Origin of the sequence: Teredinibacter purpureus, from assembly GCF_014217335.1 — a bacterium.
Classification (GTDB): domain Bacteria; phylum Pseudomonadota; class Gammaproteobacteria; order Pseudomonadales; family Cellvibrionaceae; genus Teredinibacter; species Teredinibacter purpureus.
Genome location: NZ_CP060092.1, coordinates 1,825,889 through 1,845,432 on the forward strand (window position 1 = coordinate 1,825,889; position 19,544 = coordinate 1,845,432).

At 47.6% G+C, this 19,544-nt stretch carries 11 protein-coding genes; 7 read left to right on the top strand and 4 right to left on the bottom strand.

Going from position 1 to position 19,544, the window contains the following annotated elements; genetic code table 11:
* Positions 1-397: 397 nt before the first annotated feature.
* Positions 398-1,468 carry a zinc-binding alcohol dehydrogenase family protein gene (locus H5647_RS07815; protein ID WP_045857639.1) on the top strand — a complete coding sequence of 357 codons (1,071 nt, stop codon included), beginning with the start codon at positions 398-400 and terminating at the stop codon, positions 1,466-1,468.
* Positions 1,469-1,562: 94 nt separating this feature from the next.
* Here H5647_RS07815 and H5647_RS07820 read toward each other — a convergent pair whose 3' ends face one another.
* From H5647_RS07820 to H5647_RS07830, 3 genes are all read right to left on the bottom strand, one after another.
* A complete protein-coding gene (locus tag H5647_RS07820) occupies positions 1,563-4,136 on the bottom strand; it encodes a glycoside hydrolase family 2 TIM barrel-domain containing protein (RefSeq protein WP_052691937.1) in 2,574 nt (857 codons plus the stop codon).
* Between the two features lie 43 nt (positions 4,137-4,179).
* A complete protein-coding gene (locus H5647_RS07825; RefSeq protein ID WP_045857641.1) occupies positions 4,180-5,694 on the bottom strand; it encodes a tryptophan halogenase family protein in 1,515 nt (504 codons plus the stop codon).
* A gap of 113 nt (positions 5,695-5,807) precedes the next feature.
* A complete protein-coding gene (locus tag H5647_RS07830) occupies positions 5,808-8,684 on the bottom strand; it encodes a TonB-dependent receptor (protein ID WP_045857643.1) in 2,877 nt (958 codons plus the stop codon).
* 533 nt (positions 8,685-9,217) lie between these two features.
* On the opposite strand from H5647_RS07830, the gene H5647_RS07835 reads away from it, so the two are divergent.
* The 4 genes from H5647_RS07835 to H5647_RS07850 all read left to right on the top strand — a co-directional run bounded on the left by H5647_RS07835 (position 9,218) and on the right by H5647_RS07850 (position 14,240).
* Entirely contained in the window at positions 9,218-10,795 is a 1,578-nt protein-coding gene (locus H5647_RS07835; protein ID WP_045857644.1) for an FGGY family carbohydrate kinase, read from the top strand.
* Between the two features lie 70 nt (positions 10,796-10,865).
* Positions 10,866-11,594 carry a glycerophosphodiester phosphodiesterase family protein gene (locus tag H5647_RS07840; RefSeq protein ID WP_045857646.1) on the top strand — a complete coding sequence of 243 codons (729 nt, stop codon included), beginning with the start codon at positions 10,866-10,868 and terminating at the stop codon, positions 11,592-11,594.
* Complete coding sequence (locus H5647_RS07845) at positions 11,587-12,780, top strand: glycerol-3-phosphate dehydrogenase/oxidase (protein ID WP_045857648.1); 1,194 nt, start codon at positions 11,587-11,589, stop codon at positions 12,778-12,780. The genes H5647_RS07840 and H5647_RS07845 overlap by 8 nt, the downstream gene beginning before the upstream one ends.
* A gap of 95 nt (positions 12,781-12,875) precedes the next feature.
* Positions 12,876-14,240 (top strand): MATE family efflux transporter, encoded by a 1,365-nt coding sequence (locus H5647_RS07850; protein WP_045857649.1) that lies wholly within the window; start codon positions 12,876-12,878, stop codon positions 14,238-14,240.
* Positions 14,241-14,430: 190 nt separating this feature from the next.
* On the opposite strand, the gene H5647_RS07855 is transcribed toward H5647_RS07850, so the two are convergent.
* On the bottom strand, positions 14,431-14,841 hold the full coding sequence (locus tag H5647_RS07855; protein ID WP_045857651.1) for a hypothetical protein: 411 nt from the start codon (positions 14,839-14,841) through the stop codon (positions 14,431-14,433).
* 1,204 nt (positions 14,842-16,045) lie between these two features.
* Here H5647_RS07855 and H5647_RS22330 point away from each other — a divergent pair.
* Both H5647_RS22330 and H5647_RS07865 read left to right on the top strand, forming a co-directional pair.
* On the top strand, positions 16,046-17,197 hold the full coding sequence (locus H5647_RS22330; RefSeq protein WP_045857653.1) for a lytic polysaccharide monooxygenase: 1,152 nt from the start codon (positions 16,046-16,048) through the stop codon (positions 17,195-17,197).
* A 1,159-nt stretch (positions 17,198-18,356) separates the two neighbouring features.
* Complete coding sequence (locus H5647_RS07865) at positions 18,357-19,394, top strand: lytic polysaccharide monooxygenase (protein ID WP_045857655.1); 1,038 nt, start codon at positions 18,357-18,359, stop codon at positions 19,392-19,394.
* The last annotated feature ends 150 nt before the right edge of the window (positions 19,395-19,544 follow it).

Sequence of the window (19,544 nt, forward strand, 5' to 3'; positions counted from 1 at the left end):
GGTTGTGGGACGGTCTGTTTTGGCTGCAGCCAACTCTGTAGCGCGTACTTTTACGAGTGTTTGGTTGCGTTGAAACAGGCTGTTTTTTCGAGCCTAACAAGGTTGTGACGTTTTGTCTAAGTGCTTAGCGCTACAATAATGTCGTGGGGTGATGTGTATACGAAAGGGCGTTTTAATATTTAGGCCCTGTATAGATGGCCGATGCACGAGGAAGCGCCTACGACGCTATTACATCCATTTTAATACTCTATCGGTAATTGTCCCGTTTTTACCTTATTGTCGCGCCTGACTAGTGCGCGTATGGCAGACGATTGGTTACGCCTTTGCCTGTAGGTTTGCTCTGAGGCTTGGGCGAATACTGACAGACATCGATTATCGACGAGATTGAGGAAAATACATGAAAGCAATTGGTTATTTAGTGCCGCAAACGATAGATAACGCTGATGCCCTGATGGATATTGAGTTACCTGTACCTAAGGTGGCAGGCCGTGATCTGCTCGTAAGGGTCTCAGCGGTGTCGGTTAATCCTGTTGATACGAAAATACGTTCTTCGGCCACGCCAGAGAACGGTGATCATAAAATACTGGGATGGGATGCCGTAGGCGAAGTGGTTGCCGTGGGTGACCAGGTAACGCTCTTTAATGAAGGTGATAGGGTGTGGTATGCGGGCGACATTACGCGATCAGGTTCTAACGCCGAGTTTCAGTTAGTGGATGAACGTATCGTCGGGTTAATGCCTGTGTCACTGTCTAATAGTGACGCCGCAGCGCTGCCGTTAACGTCGATTACCGCGTGGGAATTGTTGTTTGACCGGCTAGATTTTGTGCCGTCATACCCTGAAGGCTTTTCTAGCTCATTCGCAACCTCTCCCTCATTAGAGGCTCCCCCAACTGTACCGCCCGCGCGTATTTTAATTATGGGAGCCGCTGGCGGCGTAGGTTCGATATTAACGCAGCTGGCAGTAACACTCACAAATGCGACGGTTATCGGTACAGCGTCTCGCGAGCAAAGCCAGGCATGGGTGAAATCGCTGGGGGCCGATCATGTTATCAATCATCATCAGCCCTTACTCCCGCAACTTAACGCGTTAGGGGTTGATAGCGTAACGCATGTCATTAGCCTTACTCATACTGAGCAACACTTCGACCAGTTAATTGAGGTGTTAGCCCCGCAAGGAAAGCTGGCGCTTATTGATGATCCGCAAACGATGATTGATGTTCGCAAATTGAAGTTAAAATCGTTGTCGTTGCACTGGGAGCTGATGTTTACCCGTTCCATGTTCGATACATGGGATATGCAAAAGCAACATGAATTATTGACGGCGATGTCTGCATTAATTGATGCCGGCTGTATACGATCGACCATAGGCGAACACTATGGCGTGATCAATGCGGCCAATTTAAAGCGAGCGCACGCCCAGCTCGAAAGCCATCAAGCGGTAGGGAAGATAGTGCTTGAAGGCTTTTAATCGACAGTACCTGGTAATGCATGCGACGTGGCTGGGCAATATTTTTCGCCCTTCGGTCTAGAGCGAAAAATATTGGTGGGCAGCCTGCTTGTTCTTAATTGGGCCGTAATGTCTCGATAGTGATCGTTTTAGCGCCTAGAGATTTGGATGAAAGCGTTATATTTACTTGGCCTGCGTTGTTGCGTTGAGACCGTAAAACGGCCACCAGCTTTCCATGGTGTGTTTTGCGGTGCAGGCTTTGAAAACTCTCTTGTGAAACAGGGTTTCCATTGCCTATCCCTATTAATGTGGCGGGCCCGTCTATGGTAAAGGTTACGCCCAGATCATAGAGCGGTTGATAAACAAAGTGTCCGTCGGAGTCGGTGAGCTGAACGGTAAGGTAACTTAGGTCTTGTCCATCGGCTTTAATTGAAGTGCGATCGGGCATGATAGTGAAGGACGTTGCGTGTTGTGTGGTAATGAGTTGCTGAGTTTCCACCACTTTATTGTGGTGATAACCGCGCGCCTCGAGTATGCCGGGTTGGTAGGGCGCACGAAATGTCGATGTCCACTGAGTACTTGCGGAGTTTGGGCGTTTACCGAGGCTTTTCCCGTTAAGTAACAGTTCTACTTCTTCGTGAACGGAATATACGACTACGTCTAGCGGTGTTGAAAGGGGGGTGTTTGGCCATGTCCAATTGGGGTGGAGGTCGGGGTGAACCCAATAATCATAGCCGTTTTTGTAAGGTTCAGGGGTATAGCTTGGCGTAGGGCTTTTGACAAACATCGAGAGCGTGTTCTGCCCCGTTTTCCATAATACATCGCGGTAAATGCCTGCGGGCCTTTTGTAGCCAAGTGCATCAATTTCACCACAGTAAGCCAAATGCCAAGGGTAAGGCGCTAGCCCCTTCCATTGAGGCCCGTAGCCTGTCCACCCAATACCGGCTTCGCCGAGGTAGTCCCAGCCTGTCCAGACAAAATCCCCAATAATAAACGGGTATTGCTCTACATATTGCCAGTAGTCGAAGGCTTTATTGGGGTAGGTTTCCGAACCGTACATCAGGCGATTGGGGTTGCGTTGTCGGTCTGACAAGTAGTTTTTTTCTTCATAGTTATAGCCCACAACATCAAACGTATTAAGAAAAGGGTCGGCTTTTTCGCCCGATGTGTTTGCACCGATGGTGGTGGGCCGAGAGGCGTCCAAAGTTTTAATATAGGCGGTAAGCTCTGCAGCCGTTGTTGCGCCTAGGGCTGTGTTTTGCTCAGGTATTTCGTTGCCAAGACTCCACATGATAACGCTGGGATGATTAATGTCGCGATAAATGAAATTGTCTACATCAATTTTCCAGTTATGTTTAAAGTACGCGGCGTAATCGTTACTGTGATCCCATTTTTGTTTGTTCCATGCATCGAACGCCTCATTTATAACGAGCAACCCAAGCCTGTCTGCGGCATGCAAAAATGCTTCGGAGGGCGGGTTATGTGAGGTACGAACTGCGTTGTAGCCGGCGGCCAAAATTCGCTCGACTTTACGTTCCTCTGCGCGTGCATATGCAGCGGAACCAAGCATGTAATTATCGTGGTGTAAGTTCATACCCTTCAACAAGAGGGGAATGTCATTTAGGAATAGACCATGGTCGCTATCGAAGTGAAGCTTGCGAATGCCAAACGTGGTGACCGTGCTGCTCGGCGCTGAAAGGCCGCTCTCCACCCGCGTGTGGAGCTGATATAACTGTGGCGAATGGGGGTGCCAAAGTCTCGGTGAAGGTACCTTCAGTGTGTGCTCAAAGGTTTTTTGTCCCACGGGTAATGTCATACGGTTTTTTGTAGAGGCAATAATGCTACCCGTTGGATTTACAATGGTTGAATGTAAGACGATAGCGTGTGTTGCATGAGTGGCATTGTCGAACCGCGTTTTTACGTTGATGCTTGCGCTTCCATCATCGTAAACAGCGGGGGTTACTTGAGTGTCCCAGTGGTGGGTATCAATCGTATTTTTAACCACTAAGGTTATGGGCCGATAAATACCCGAACCCGAATACCAACGGCTATTACGGTGATTGTTGTGTACTCGAACGGCGAGGGTATTGAGGGCGTTCAAACGAAGGTGGTCGGTGAGCTCTACCCAAAAAGAGGTGTAACCATTGTGTTGCGCGCCGATTTTTTTGCCGTTGATAAAAATTGAAGCGTTTAAATAGATGCCGCCAAACTTTAATAAGAGGCGTTTGTTGTGTAATTCGATGGGCAGGGCAAACGTTTTTCGATACCAGCCAACGCCGCCGCTGGCGTAACCGGTATCGTATTGATCTTCTGCGCTGGAGGAGAAAGGCGACGAATCGTCTTTGCTTTCGATCGACCAGTCATGTGGCAGCTGCAGTGTTCGCCACTGGCTATCGTCATAATTATTTTTTTCTGCATTAACAGGGTCGCCGAGGGTGAATTGCCAGTTGAAGTTTAGGGGGGCATTCAGTGTCTTGGTCAGTGCTGCGTTTGGTGTTTCCTGCGGGGAGGGATGATGTGAAGCACTGTACGTGGACAGGGAAAGGTTGTTAATGAGTTGTGCCTGTTTAACCAAAACGTCATTTTGCGGTTTTTCTGAACAACTTGTAGCGCTCATAAAAATGCCAAAAATAATGCAATACATATGTATTTTTTCGACGAAAGCAATGCGTGAACGGTGTGTGGTCATGGTGTGGTTCTTTTTATTGTGAGGTTGTAGCGGTCGTAAAGCGTTAGGGCGTTTTGGTCGAGTAGAGACGCTCCAAATAGTCGTTGTGGGACATTAACTGACGAACAGAATGGGTTAATGACTTTTGTATAATCGACAGTGTTTTACTTATTCCCAGTGGTTCGAATGCAGCGATTACTGGGTCGTAGCCGTTCGGCATAACACCCATGCCGGTTAGTACTGCGTGCCAACTATCGTCGGCGAATAAATCGAACTCGTTACGGGCAATGCGCCCTTGGCTTTGGTACAGCGAGAGCTTATGTTCCAGTGATTTGGGAATGGCACGGGTTTGCCAATCGTTCCAAAATGGTGAGTCGGTACGTTTGCTGGTGCAGTAATGCAACACAATGAAATCGCGCAGGCATTCATATTCCATCGCCATAATTCTGTTGTATTCATCTTCGTTGGCGTGTGCAAAATCTTGGTTGGGTAATAGTTGGGCGAGGTTAAGTGCACCTCGCATAATTAAATAAATACTTGTCGATTCTAAGGGCTCTAAAAACCCCGCTGACAATCCAATAGCAACACAATTTTTGTGCCAGCTTTTTTGTCTAACCCCCGTACTGAAACGAAGGATTCTTGGCTCGGTGATAAAGGGCGACGCAACGCTTTTTCGTAGCAGGTCTATTGCTTGCTCGTCAGAGCAATAGTCGCTTGAGTAAACATAGCCATTGCCTGTGCGATTTTTCAGTGGAATTTTCCAGCGCCAGCCGTGGGCGTGCGCAATGGATTCTGTGTAAGGCGGTAGCGTTTCTGGGTTCTCCGTTTGCGCAACGACGGCGGCGTTAGCGGGTAGGAAATCTTGCCAGGAGGTAAAGTCGACCTGCATGGCGTCTTTCATTAGACGGGCTCGTTGCCCCGTGCAATCCACAAACAAGTCGCCTTTGATGGCGTCGCCATTTTTCAGTATGACCGTTTCAATATACCCGTTGTCTTTTAGGTTAACGTGTTCTACATGAGCGCTTACGTGCGTTACACCTTGCTCTTGGGCGTAGCGGGCCAGATAGTTAGCGGCCAATGTTGCGTCGAAATGCAGTGCGTACCCAAGCCGAGATAAATTATTGGGTTTGTGTGGGTCGGGAATATAAAAGCGGTTTTCCCGTGCGATAGCGGCTGAGGGCGAGTAGTGCGTATAAGGTGTATTGTCGCCGTCAAAATAACGTTTTAGCCAGTGCTGAAAAAACGGTTGGCCATCAATTCTTGCCCCTATATTGCCGAAAGGGTGCCAATAGTTGTGGTCGGGTGTTTGCCAGCCGGTAAATTTAATGCCGAGCTTAAAGGTCGCATTCGTTTGGCGAATAAAGTCTTCTTCTGGAATGCCGAGAATGGTTAATAAATCGATAAACGAAGGCACGGTGGCTTCGCCTACGCCAATGGTAGCTATATCGGGTGATTCAATTAGCGTGATGCTAGCATTGGTGTGGCGTAATACTCGGCCAAGTACGGCGGCGGTTATCCAGCCGGCTGTACCACCACCGACGATGACATAGGAGTGTAAGGGGGGCTGTTGCGTACGCATGGCGTTTCTCGTTTATACCGTTATTATTGTGTGCGGTGATTGTTGCGCAAAAAAAAGGGGCTCGTGTGAGCCCCCATACAGTACGTTTAGATCACGATTAAACGCATGGGTGCTTAGAAAGTTGCACGCACACCAAACTGATAACGCGCACCGGACATTTCAACCAAGCTAACGCGATCGCGTTGGCCGTAGTATTGCAAACGTGTTTCGTTTGTCAGGTTTATGCCTTCGAAAGAGGCCGTTACGTTTTCAGTAATGTCGTAAGACACGCTCATATCCAACTGTCCGTAAGCATCGTTGTACTCGGGTGATAAACCATCACCGGAGCGGCTGCTTAAGAACTGGTCACGCCAGTTATAGGCAATACGAGCTTGTATACCGTCTTTATCGTAGAAACCTACAAGGTTGTAAGAGTGCTTCGCAAAGCCTTCTAAAGCGCTGCCGGGTTCAACAATTAAGGGTAAGTTAACGGGTTGTGCATCTTTATCTTCACTGTCGGCGTAGGTGTAGTTTGCTTGTACGCCTAAGCCGCTCCACATGCCCGGTAGGTTATCGAAGTAGTGCAGTGCTCCTAGCTCAAGCCCTTGAACCGTGCCGCCGGGACGATTTTCTTTGCGAGTTGAGTTAAAGGTAACTACTTGGCCGTTAACGTCGTACGCGGCCTGTAGATATGAGTCGATAGGGCCTTCCCATGGGCCAACGGTGTTAATCGTTGAGATAAAGTTTGAGATATCTTTAAAGAAGTAACCCGCGGAGTAAGCGCTACCATTTTCTGCATAATGCTCAAACGACAAATCGAACTGGTTAACTTGATATGACTGCAGGTAAGGGTTTGCACCTGCGATAGTAACGGTTGGGCTATCCACCCCTGCGCTTTCCGTTAAGTTCACACCGGCGTCACCAAGCGACGGACGTGTAATAGTTTTTGCTATGGCTGTGCGCAAGTAGTTACCATTGGCGAAGTCCAAGCTAAAGTTTGCGCTTGGTAGAAAGTAATCTTCGCTGGTTTCTACGATGGAGTCTTTCGCTGAGGTTATGGCCGTGTTGTCGACTTGATCGGGCAAACTTGAAGAATCGGCCAGTAGTAGCAAGTCTATGGTAGAGGCTGTGCCGCTTGCACTATTCACCACGGTGACATAGCGGCCACCAACATTACCAGACCACGCTTTATCGGCAAGATCACCGGCAAGGTTGATTTGCACATAGGCGTCTAAGCCGCTTTCTTTGTTGGTGTAGGTGCCGCCAGGGCTCGCGTATACCGTGTCCCAGCCGGCGTTAACGATATTGGCACGCCAGCCATCACCATTGGTTACGGCTTGATCCAAATATGTTTGGGTGGCCGCGCGGTAAGCGTCATGGTTGGTGATTTGTACCCACTGACGCGGAAAGTTTCCGCCAACCCCATTCATAAAATCACTGTCGCTGAGGGCCAGAACCGATGCTGGTAGTGCGCCGTTGTTGGTGTCGTCGCCCCACGTAGAGCCATCGCCAATCCACATGCCGGCACCATCCCATGTTTCGCCACCGCTACTAGGGTCAAACTCGGTACCAAATTCAGCGGAGGTGATTTCACGGTCTGAATATGCAGTACCCAGTTTTACCGACTGCACGATACCTGTATCTATCTCGTACAAGGCATCTAGCTTAATTTCATTCACTTCATCGGTTGACTCGTAAGCCGAGTAACGCTGCCACGCAGAGCGAACTTTGGAAATATCGGTAACGTCTAAGCTTCCGGTGGTGGTCATGCTCGGTACGTCATTGCTGTAATCGAGTACAATTTCACTCGGTTGAGCAACGCCGTCGGCATCGAAACGGGTGTAGTGAAGGGCGGTTGTGTCATCGCCTTCGAAGGTAAGTTCTGCGTCGGAATGAGCGTAATCAAATGTCAGCGTAAGGTCACCGTCAGTGAACACGCTGTTTAGCCCCCATGCTGAAGTGGTGGAGGTTTCTTGACCGTAAGCAACGTTCATCTCAATATCGGTATCGGCAATAGTGGCATGCAGTAAGGTACCTTCATCGCTGATTACCGCATTGGTATAACGCGAAAGCGTTTGGTTGGGTACTTGCAAACCAGACCCCAAAAACTCACGGTCCAATTCGGAATGTAACGCGTCAAAGGTTGTCGCGAAGTGCTCATTCGGCGTCCATTGCACAACAATATTCGCGCCTAAACGTTCGCGATTTTCGTCGATCATGTTAAAAATGGAGCGCCCTGGCCCACGGCTGCCTTCAAGCGTGGTTGGGTTGCCGTCTTCGCCTAAGGTTGCATCACCCATCGGTAAGCCATAGCCGGTACCGTCGTACGAGTACTGGTTCCAATGGCTAGAGCGGTAGTTGTCGATGCGGCTATCGTTGTTTTTGTACGAAACGCCTGCCAAGACACCAAAGGTGTCGTCAGCAAAGGTGTTGCTGAATACGCCAGAGATTTCAGGGTTAACTTCACCCGCCATGCTGTGAGTTTTGACGTTGACTGAGCCTGCTAAATGAAGGCCTTCGTTGTTCAGTGGGCGAGCCGTGCGCACATTTACATATGCGCCGATACTGCCGGCAGCCATATCGGCTGTGGCGGTTTTCTTCACATCTGCACCGCCAATTAATTCAGACGGAAGCACTTGGAAATCAAAATCGCGGCCGCTAGTGGTTGTGGCTAGGGTACGGTTGTTAAGTTTTACGGAGTTGAACTCCGGGCCAAAGCTACGAACGGTAACTTTAGAGCCTTCGCCATTCACGCGGGAGATGGATACACCCGTAATGCGCTGTAGCGATTCGGCCACGTTCTGGTCTGGGAATTTGCCAATGTCTTCGGCAACAATACTGTCTTGAATGACACTCGAATTGCGTTTTAAATCCGTCGCTTGAGACAAGCTGGCGCGAATTCCTTGCACGAAAATTTCTTCTACTTGTTGATCTTGAGCTAGCAAGTCTGCCCCATACAGGCTTGCTAAAGATGCAATAACAGCAGCTGAAAGCTTATTTTTCTTAATCATAGATAAACGTCCTAAATCTCGATTTAAATTATTGATTATTGATTGACTGCTCATATTCACGGCGGTTTGAACCCTCCCCAACCCTGCCCGCGAGAGCAAGACCTGACCAATATATATGATATATATTGGTCAGGTAAACGTTTTCCTTTGAAAGGGTAAACGTTTTCTAATGGATTTTAGGTCGATTGTTAGGTTTCCGAGTGAAATTCGGATCATCTGTTTAGGGGAGTGTATTGGCGTTTGATGGCTATTCGTGGTGGCGCAAAAAGTATCTCGGCGCAGGTGTCATGCCCGTTGGCGGGCCACATTGCGCATTTGGAGTCGGTAATCGCCAGAGTGAGGTTTGGCGGCCTTGGGGCGAGCTGTACCGAACCGTAATATAACGTTGCTTTATGACCAGTCTCGAAACTTATACGGCTTATAAATGAACAATGCTTGGTGGATGAGGGCGTGTGACATTGCGATAGAGGCCGTCGACGGTCGGTAATTTGCCATACTAAAGGCATTGTTGTGATAGATGGGCTGAACGTTAAATGAGTGAACGACTGCAAGCAGAACAGAGTGACTTATGTGAGCACAGTAAACACCGTAAGTGTGTGCTCGCTATTGATCTAGGCACAACAAGCGTGCGTGCGGCCGTTGTGAACCAAGATCTGCAGGTTGTGTGTTCCGCGCAGCAACGACTCACGTTAACGCGGTTGGCCGAAGGAGCGGTACAGCAAGATGGGGCCGACATACTGACGGCAACGAATGCCGTAATTGCGGCGGTGCTTACCCAGTATTCGACGATAATGCGAGACAGTGGATACCCGCAGCAACGGTTGGTTTGTGCACTTGCAACGCAGCGTTCAACCGTTATCGCATGGCAGGCCACTACCGGCGCACCGGCCTCTGCCGCACTCAGTTGGCAAGATACGCGTGGCTGCGTCGCCGTTCAGGCGATGGCGTCTCAGCGTAAGTGCATACAAACACTCAGTGGTCTCGTGCTTTCCCCCCATTACGGCGCCACGAAAATACACTGGTTGGCAGAGCATTTAGCGGTTGAGTATCCACGGGTTTCTGCCGGCGAACCGTCGTGTCTTCGCATCGCGCCTCTGGCCAGTTTTATCCTATTTAATGTGTTGCAGCACCAGCCTTTTGTGTGTGATGAGTGTAATGCGGGTCGAACGCAGTTAATGGATATCCAACAGCGGTGTTGGAGCCTAGAGCTGGCTCAATTATTTCGGGTAGATCCCGCAACGTTACCGCGTATAAAACCGGTGATGGCGGCTTATGGCAGATTAAAGCATCACAACGATGTTGCCATGGTAGCGGTGTGCGGCGATCAAAATGCCGCGTTTTATGCTGTTAAATGCTTGGCAACTGCTCAAGCGGAAAGTGACGGCTATGCGGTTGCGAATTTTGGTACAGGAGCATTTATATTATCGGAAACAACGCAGGAGGTTTCACCTAATCGTCTGCTTAAAAGCGTGAGTTACAGTACTGCGGAACAGTGTCATTGGGTACTTGAAGGCACGATTAATGGCGCTGGAGCCGCATTGGACTGGTTGGCTGTGCAGTGGGAAAGTGCGTGTGTTGGACAATTAGCCTCGCAGTTGCAATTTTACGATGAGTTAGAAGTTTGGTTGGCGACTGAGCGAGAGCCTGCGCTATTCATCAATACTGTTGGTGGGCTTGGTTCCCCGTGGTGGGCTGGTGAGTGTACGCCGTACTTTACGTTGCCGCATCGCGAGACTACACGAGCGGCTAAAAGCACGGCCCTGCAATGGTCGGAAAAAGCTGTCGCCGTGTTAGAGAGTATTGCATTTATGGCAACAGCGAACCTTCAAGCAATGGTCTCAGTACGGCAAGCACCAATCAACGTCATTTATTGTAGTGGTGGCGTATGTAAAGTGGCTGGATTTTCGCAATTATTGGCCGATGCCACGGGCATAAGAGTGATACGCTTAGCTCAAACAGAAACCACCCTCATGGGGGTGGCCTTAATGGCAATACATAGTGATGCGCCCAACAAGGTTTGGCCCGTTGCGCAGCAGGTATTCGAGCCGCGTGTTAATGGGGCATTGCAATCGCGCAAAACTCAATTGTTAACTAAACTTAGCCTATTGTAATTCACACTTATTCGGTAATGAAATACGTTGAAATGGTTAACCGCTCCTTTATTTAACGCAAAGGTACCTCATGCAGCAGTCGCGAAGTTGGAAAATTGTGGGCCATCGTGGTTACCCGGCTAAGTATCCCGAAAACACGGTAATGGGGTTTCAAGCGGCTATTGCGTTGGGCGTTGATGCCATTGAGTTAGATGTGCAATTAACGGGTGATGGTGTGCCGGTCGTATTGCACGATGTACGTTTGGATCGAACGTGTGATGATATTGGCTCAGTGCTAATGCGCCGGTGGGATGATTTGAAAAAAGTATCGGCTCATCAGCCGAATAAGTTTAAACAACAGTTCTTTCCGGCTTACCTTGCCAGCTTAGAAGATGTTGCCAACGCAATTGTAACGGCCGATGTGCAAGTGTTTGTAGAAATAAAACGGCAGTCGCTTACACAGTCGAATCGTGAAGCGGTATTGGATAGCGTTTTACATGCAACACGCGCACTATCGAAAAAACGCGTACTCCTGTCGTTCGATTATAAAATTTTGGAAATCGCCAAGCAGCGGAGTGATTTAGCGGTTGGTTGGTGCGTTAAGAATTACTCGCCGCTAGCCCAAGCGCAAGCGCTGGCATTAGAACCTGACTTTCTCATTTGTAGCCCCAGTAATATTGGCAGTGCCGCGTTATGGCCTGGTAATTGGCAATGGTTTGTATACGACATAAAAACATCAGAAGAAGCTCGGAAATGGGTGGGTATGGGAGCGAGTTATATAGAAACCGATTTTCCCGATAGTTTGCTCGACAATGGATGAGCCTTATTTGTGTGTCGATGTTCTTGTTATTGGGGCGGGTATACAAGGCGCCGGTGTTGCACAAGCGGCGGCTGCACAAGGGTGGTCAACATGTGTGATAGAAAAAAATGCAAGCGCGGGCGAAGAAACATCCAGTAAAAGCTCTAAATTAATTCATGGCGGCTTGCGGTATTTAGAAACGTATCAATTTTCGTTGGTGCGCAAATGTCTCCGAGAAAAAAAACGGTTATGTCACATCGCCCCCAGTTTGGTAAAACCGGCTCGTTTTATTATTCCTGTTTATAACAATAGCCAGCGATCACCATTATGGGTGCGTATTGGGTTGTGGCTTTATGCGTTGTTGGGTTGGCCCGACAATCCTGTGCGTGGCCGGTTGTCTCGGCGTGAATGGAGCGCTCACGCCGAGTTAAATCAGCAAGGGCTTTGCGTTCTATTCGAATACGACGACGCGCAAACTGATGATAAAGCGCTGACAGAGGCAGTCTTGAACTCGGCTGAAAAGTTAGGGGCGAACGTGTTATTTAATGGCGATGTTGAGCGCGTTTCCTACAGTGCAACGCAAGGGTATATAACGCAATTACGCGATGGTCGCCGCATTGTTAGCCAAGCTTTTGTGAACGCTACCGGCCCGTGGGTGAATGAATTCGTACAGTGTATGGTGCCGCAACCACCGGTAATGGCGATAGACCTTGTGCAAGGTACGCATTTAGTGGTGAACCGCCCTGCCATGGCGTGTTGTTATTATATGGAGTCGCCAGATGACGGGCGCGCGCTTTTTGTCTTACCGTGGAAAGGGAAAACATTAATAGGCACAACAGAGCTTATGGTTCGAGAGCCGTCTACAAAATGCGAAGCCAGTGCTGACGATGTGCGTTATTTAATCCGCGCGTATAATTACTTTTTTCCCCGTCATCGTATAGGTAGCAACGATGTGATCGAGTGCTTTACGGGTATGCGTGTGCTGCCACGGTCGAGTGCCAATGAGAATAAACGCTCGCGTGAGAACGCTTTGCTCACAACCGCTTCTTTGCCGGGCTACCTTGCCATTTGTGGTGGTAAGCTCACGTCATACCGTATGAGTGCAGAATCGGTTATAGCAAAATTGAAACCGTATTTACCGGTAACACAACCCATAGCCGATACGCGCGTGCTGAAATTGGATAAAGCACCTAATCCCGATTTGTAAATAGCCAAAAAACAACGCATTTAATCTATGTCATCACCTTGAATAAGGTAAACTCCACGCCCGAAATAACCTCCCATGTTACCTGTGAACCTCCTATGACCGAAGTAACCGCAGCCCAGCAAAAGGGCCTGTGGGGCATGAGTCGTCCAATGCTGGTAGAGCAAAGCCTGCAATTGAGCGTGCCCCTTCTCGATACATTTTTTCTTAGCCGTGTAAGTGACTCTGCAGCCTCCGCTGCTGGCGCTATGACGCCCGCCCTGTTCTTCTGTGTGAATATATTATGGGTTACCGTTTTTGCGGGTTCCAGTATCGCGAGCCAGCGCATGGGGGCAGGGAGCAAAGAACGAGCGGTATCTACCATTGCAACTTACGCGTTGTGGATAGTTGTGTTGGGTTGCTTGCTGGCCATGGCGCTCTATTGGGTTGCGCCACTTGTTACCTCTGCAATGGGATTGCCCGAGCAAGTTCGCCTTGATGCCAATATTTATATGCAAGTTGTGTGTTGGCTAATGATCGTGTGGGCCGCAAAATTAATCTTTCAAAGTATTCTAAATGTCTACGGACAGCCTCAATGGAATATGTACGCGAATGTTGTGTTTTTTACGGCCAACCTTGTTGGAAACGCGGTGGTTGTGTTCGGTCTATTTGGTTTTCCGAAGCTAGGTATTGTAGGCGTGGCGTGGGCAAGTGTTATTGCCTCGTTTCTGGGTATAGTGGTGAGCGGGTCTGCCGTATATTTTCGCGTGAAGCTAGGTTTTAAGTGGCAAAATTTTAAACGTGAATTTCGCAGCGCAACCAATAATACCCTGCGTATAGCGCTTCCCAGTATGGTTGAACCACTTTCCTTCGATCTCAACATGATTGTACTCAATGGTTTTGCCGCTAGCTTAGGAGCTGCAGCTCTAGCGGCAAAAATATACACGTTCAATACGTTTTTGTTGGGGTTAATTATTAGCTTGGCGTTAACAATGGCCACGCAAGTATTAGTGTGCGAGCGGGTTGGGGCAGGTGCCTACGATAAAGCGAAGAAACAACTGTTTCAAAGTTTAAAAGTAGCGCTTTGGGGCTCGGCCGTTGTGGTGTGCGTGCTCTTGGTATTCCACCACCCTGTTATGGATATGTATACCGATGACGAATGGCTGCTTGGAAGTTCGTTTTGGTTGTTTTTACTCGCTGCTTTATCTGAACCGCCCCGAGCGATCAATGTCATGGTGGGTGGTGTGTTACGTGCAACGGGAGACGGGTTTTTTATTGCGGTTATTGGCCCGTTATTTACCTGGCTTGTGGCGTTACCTGCGGCCTATGTTATGGCGTTCGTGTTGGGCTGGGGGATCTACGGCATATTATTGTCAGCGGTGCTAGATGAAGGGTGTCGATCCGTTATGTATTGGATGCGCTGGCGAACGAATCGTTGGCAGCATACGCATGTGCATGCACGCGAAAGTAAGCAGAGCCAATAAGTACGCTCACGAGGGTGTATCGTTATACGCTTTAGCGCGGCTAACGCGTTAGGTATTTCGCTTGCAAACTTGGCGGGCCGCTAAAACATTCTGCTGAGGTTCTGTAGCGTTGAGGCATCGGCCACGGATGATGCCTTAGTATGAGCAGTCAATGGTTTACGGCTGACAGTCGACTATTGAGGGTCGATCGCTACCAAAAATCGGATAAGTGTTTGTCAGCAAAAATATCGATACCCAGCATTGTTTTTAGGGCGTAAAGGATTATAAAAATAATGGGCAGAGATGCCGCAAAAATAGTGTAAAGCATCATTGCCAAGCTTAGCCCCTGAACAGCCTCAATACGTAAAGATTCTTTGTTTCGAGTATGTGAGCGACGGTCTTTTCCGATAAGAAAAACAAAATAGAATTTTGTAAAATACAGGGGAAGTGTTCCACGAATATCGATGGGGTGTTTACGAAACGGAGCGCTCGCATTTATAGCCGCTTTAATTGCATTTAACTGAACGATATTAAGCGATTTGAATACGGCGGGGTCTATGCCACTCATAACGTGTTGAGTGTAAGCGTCTATTTGAAATTGAGGAGTCTTTTTTATGCCCATGATCACATCCGGTAAATGCTAACAGTTAAAATTCCATTTTCGATTACGGCACCAATTTTGGTATCTTTTTTTACTAACGCTGGGATGTTTTGGTTGGTAAAAAGATTGGTGTGTAGCATTTTTCCTTTCCCCTTTTCCTAAATCCATCATCTATAAACGACCTAATTCAGCCCAAACCTCATGAACGTATGGATTGATTTGATCGAACGTTGACTCTAGTAATCCGCCCTTGCTTGCTCTGGCACTGCCGTAACGCATTTTTTTACGTATTATATTAGGCCATGCTTTTTTTCTACGCTGTGGGCGATGTATTCCTGTATCGCTAGGGAGGCGAGCGCAGTGATATTGTGAAATAGATAATGCTTATACAGTAGATGCTTACGAGGCTAGGCGCAAATGACTAAAAGGCGTAACGCGATGATGGCGTAGCGTTTTTTGAGAGGCTGTAAACGGTGTGGCGAACGTATAGTGGCGTATTAGTAAAGCAAGCACTATGGTCATCAGTGTAATGATGGGTAATGGTCGGTGCGGGGAGATAGTAATCGTACGCCACAGGCTCACGCTTATTCGGCGCCGAACCATCAATGGCTTATTCGTAAATGGTTTGACTACCCTAACAATATAGAGCGATTGGAAATCTTTATCGGTGATTAGTTAAGGCGCAAAAGCGCTCGGAGAGAACGGTATTCGAAACAATGTCTAGACCCTATAAAAATATAAAACCTTATTTCATATAGCAGCTAGAAATTAGAATAAAAAAGTACAAATAACATAATTATTTTTACGCCAAAATTACGTGCTCTTAGCGTGACGCGGTTGATTTTTATTTAGGTTTGGATAGATACTGCAAGATTACATTTAATTGTTGTCGAATATTTTTCCACTGGGATAACCATAAAAATAAGAAGGATATTGGCTTAGTCATTGCGGTGATGTCGGCCCGCAACATTTAAATTTTTAATTCTGCTCAGGTACGTACTGATGTATCTGGATTTTTGTGTTTGTTCTCGAACCGTGAATAGATACCTATTTGCTATTTCGCCATCAATAACAACAAGAAGGTGGCGCGATACAAGGCAGTGTGGTCTAGAGAAGCTTTGTTTAGCTGAAGTTCAAAATGGCCACAGGGATTAGACCGTACGTAATCGGTCTGTTTTCAGGGAAGAAGTTACCTAATCACTTAAGACAAGAAAGGATAAATATCATGTTTGCTTCTAAATTAATAAAAACTACAGCAGCTTTCGCGCTTCTGGGTTATGCGGCTACGGCTTTTAGCCACGGTTATATTGAAAGCCCTCCCTCCCGCCAACAGCACTGTGGTGTTGAAGTGAAGCCCGATAACCCGTCGAGCAGTAAATGTAACGAAGCCTTTAATAACTACGGTGGGCAAAGTTCACATTGGTACAACTTTATGAGCGTTGTGGCGCACAACGAAGGGCGTAAAGTTGTAAAAAGTACCTCGAATGTGTGTGGCTTTGATGGCGAAAGTTTTAACCCAGCACCTTGGGATACGGCGGCTAATTGGCCCACTACCTCTATCAGTGGTGGTAACCAAACGTTTGTTTGGAATATTCAAAATGGCCCGCACTTTAGCGATACAAAGGAATTGGTTTTTTGGATAACGAAGCCTGGCTTCAGTTTTGATGCAAATCGCACTCTTTCGTGGAGTGATTTCGAAGATCAACCTTTCTGTGATCGTCAAGATGGCGCCGTGTCCAAAAATGAAGGTTCGGGTACGTTGTCTGCGAACTGTAATGTGCCTAGCCGTTCTGGCCGTCATGTTATTTACGGTGAGTGGGGCCGAGATGCAGCAACTTATGAGCGTTTCTTTAGTTGTGTGGATGTGACCTTTGGTGGTGGCGGAAACCCTCCTAGCTCTTCGTCTAGCTCGTCATCCTCTTCAAGTTCTTCGTCTTCAAGCTCCTCTTCGTCGTCTTCTAGCTCGTCTTCAGTGTCTAGTTCGTCTAGCAGCACTGGCGGTCAGTGTGAAGAGCAATGCCAGTGGTATCAAGATGATCCTCGTCCAGTATGTGCCAACCAAGATACTGGCTGGGGTTATGAGAATGGCCAAAGCTGTATCGGACGTACAACCTGTGAAGGTCAAGGTGGAAGCGGTGGCGTAATTAGTAGCTGTGACAGCACTCCAAGCTCCAGCAGTTCGTCTGTTTCGAGCAGCCAAAGCTCTTCAAGTAGTAGCTCTAGCAGTAGTTCTTCGTCATCGTCTTCTAGTACTGCGTCAGGCGGCACTTGTGACTGGTATGGATGGGCAGCGCCAATCTGTACGAATATTTCAAGCGGCTGGGGTACTGAGAACGGTCAAAACTGTATTTCACAAGCGGCATGCGACGCGGGATAAATTGAAGGTTTTTAAAGCGTCCGTAATTACTCGGCACGCGAACGCTTAATAGTATTAGGTTAAGCGTTACAAGGCTAACTCGGTTTCTGCTGAGTTAGCTTTTTTTTGGTTAAAAATCTGTTGTCGGAGCGAGAGCGGTGGTCCTTATTGTGGCGCTATAACGCCAACGTTACTATCGATCTACGGTATTGTGGTGGCCTCGGGTTAACGGTATGAATGTTTAAATTAATACCTTATCGCCGGTATTGAAGTTCTATTGACGCGGGGTGTAATGGAGGGCGTCGAAAATATTGTTGATTATTGGTTGCCGAGTGTACTGCGGGGGCTAGTGGAAGGTACGTAATAGAGCGGGTTGTCGGCAGGCGCCTATAGTGGCCCACACTAAAGTGGGTGGGTATGGGGCGTAGGTTTATTTATTAAACGGCACTAACTTTTCCTGTTAGGCGTAATTTTAATTAAATGCTTGTGGGTGTCGGATAAATATAGATTAGTGTAATAGATATGTTATTAGGGGTTGTCTATCTATGTGTGACTTGATTAGCGCTACAAAAAAAGGGAGTAATGCATACTAAACCGCGTGAATAGGGTCGATATGGTAAGGTAAGTAGGTTGCATTTATAAAATGGCGTGCGCAGGGTACTCTGTATAGTCAAACTCAATCTACTGCATAGATTTATATTTCAGATTAGTATTAGGATGTTATTTAAAAATGGTTATGATTGTTTTTACGCCAGCGTTTTCTTGCTAAGGTTGCTCTGTAAGTTTGCTAACAAATCCGAGCAAATACTAAAGTATTAAGTTTTATTGTCAATCTATTTGACCGCCCCGAAAGAACCATAATAAGTAAATGGGGTGCCCAACGAAAGTCTGATAGGTTGAAACGAAAGTCAGTAATTTTGAGGAGTTATTTCAGGCGCAGGTTATGTGTTTGAGGTTTTTGTGCGTGCTCCTAGTTTTTAGGACACGTTCAGGAGCAGTTTTGTTGCATTGCCGTCAATAACAATAAAAAGACAGCGCGTAGCAAAATTGTGTGGTCTATAGGGGGTTCTATTGCTAGTTAAAGAATCATGTTTGACCATTAGGGACAAGGCCTGCGATTGAAGGCCTTTCATCACGGCAGATGTTACTTAATCACTTAAAATAAGAAAGGAAAACAATAATGTTTACTTCTAAAATTATAAAAGCTACTGCAGCACTTGCTGTTTTGGGTTATGCGGGCGTGGCATTCAGCCATGGCTATATCGAAAATCCTCCTTCACGTCAGCAGCATTGTGGCGTTGATGTTAAGCCGGATAACCGTTCTAGCAACAAGTGTGATGACGCATTTGATAGCTATACGGGTTCTAGCTCACATTGGTATAACTTCATGAGCGTTGTTGCTCATAATGAAGGCCGTAAAGTTGAGAAAGGCACTACTAACGTATGTGGCTTCGACGGTGAAAGCTTTAACCCAGCACCTTGGGATACCGCTGCAGATTGGCCAACAACTTCAATCAATTCTGGTAACCAGAACTTTGTTTGGAATATCTCCAATGGACCACACTTTAGCGATACTAAAGAATTGGTTTTCTGGATTACTAAGCCAAGCTTTAACTTTGATTCAGGCCGTACTTTAACTTGGAACGATTTCGAAGCAGCCCCTTTCTGTGATGAGCAGGTTGGTTCTGGTAACTTCGGTTCAAACGGCAATGTAACTGCTGGTGGTGTTGATATTACGGTTAACTGTAACGTACCTAGCCGTTCTGGCCGTCACGTTATCTACAGTGAGTGGGGCCGTGATTCAGCTACTTACGAGCGTTTCTTCAGTTGTGTTGATGTAACGTTTGGTGGCGGAAGCAACCCAACTCCACAGCCTACTGCACAGCCTACTGCACAGCCTACTGCACAGCCTACTGCACAGCCTACTGCACAGCCTACTGCACAGCCTACTGCACAGCCTACTGCACAGCCTACTGCACAGCCTACTGCACAGCCTACTGCACAGCCTACTGCACAGCCTACTGCACAGCCTACTGCACAGCCTACTGCACAGCCTACTGCACAGCCTACTGCACAGCCTACACAGCCACCTTCATCTGGCGATACCTGTAACTGGTATGGTTGGAGTGTTGCAATCTGTGCTACTCAAGATAGCAGCTGGGGCAACGAAAATAACCAGACCTGTATCGGTCGTAGCCTCTGTCAGAATGTTGAATAAACAGTCTGACCGGTCAACTGCTTACCTGCAGTTGGTGCGTTAACGCGCATATTTAGGTTATTCACTAACCCAGCTTCGGCTGGGTTAGTTTATTTTGCATCCATTTAATTCAATATAATCTCACTCATTAACATGTCTAATATATTCAAA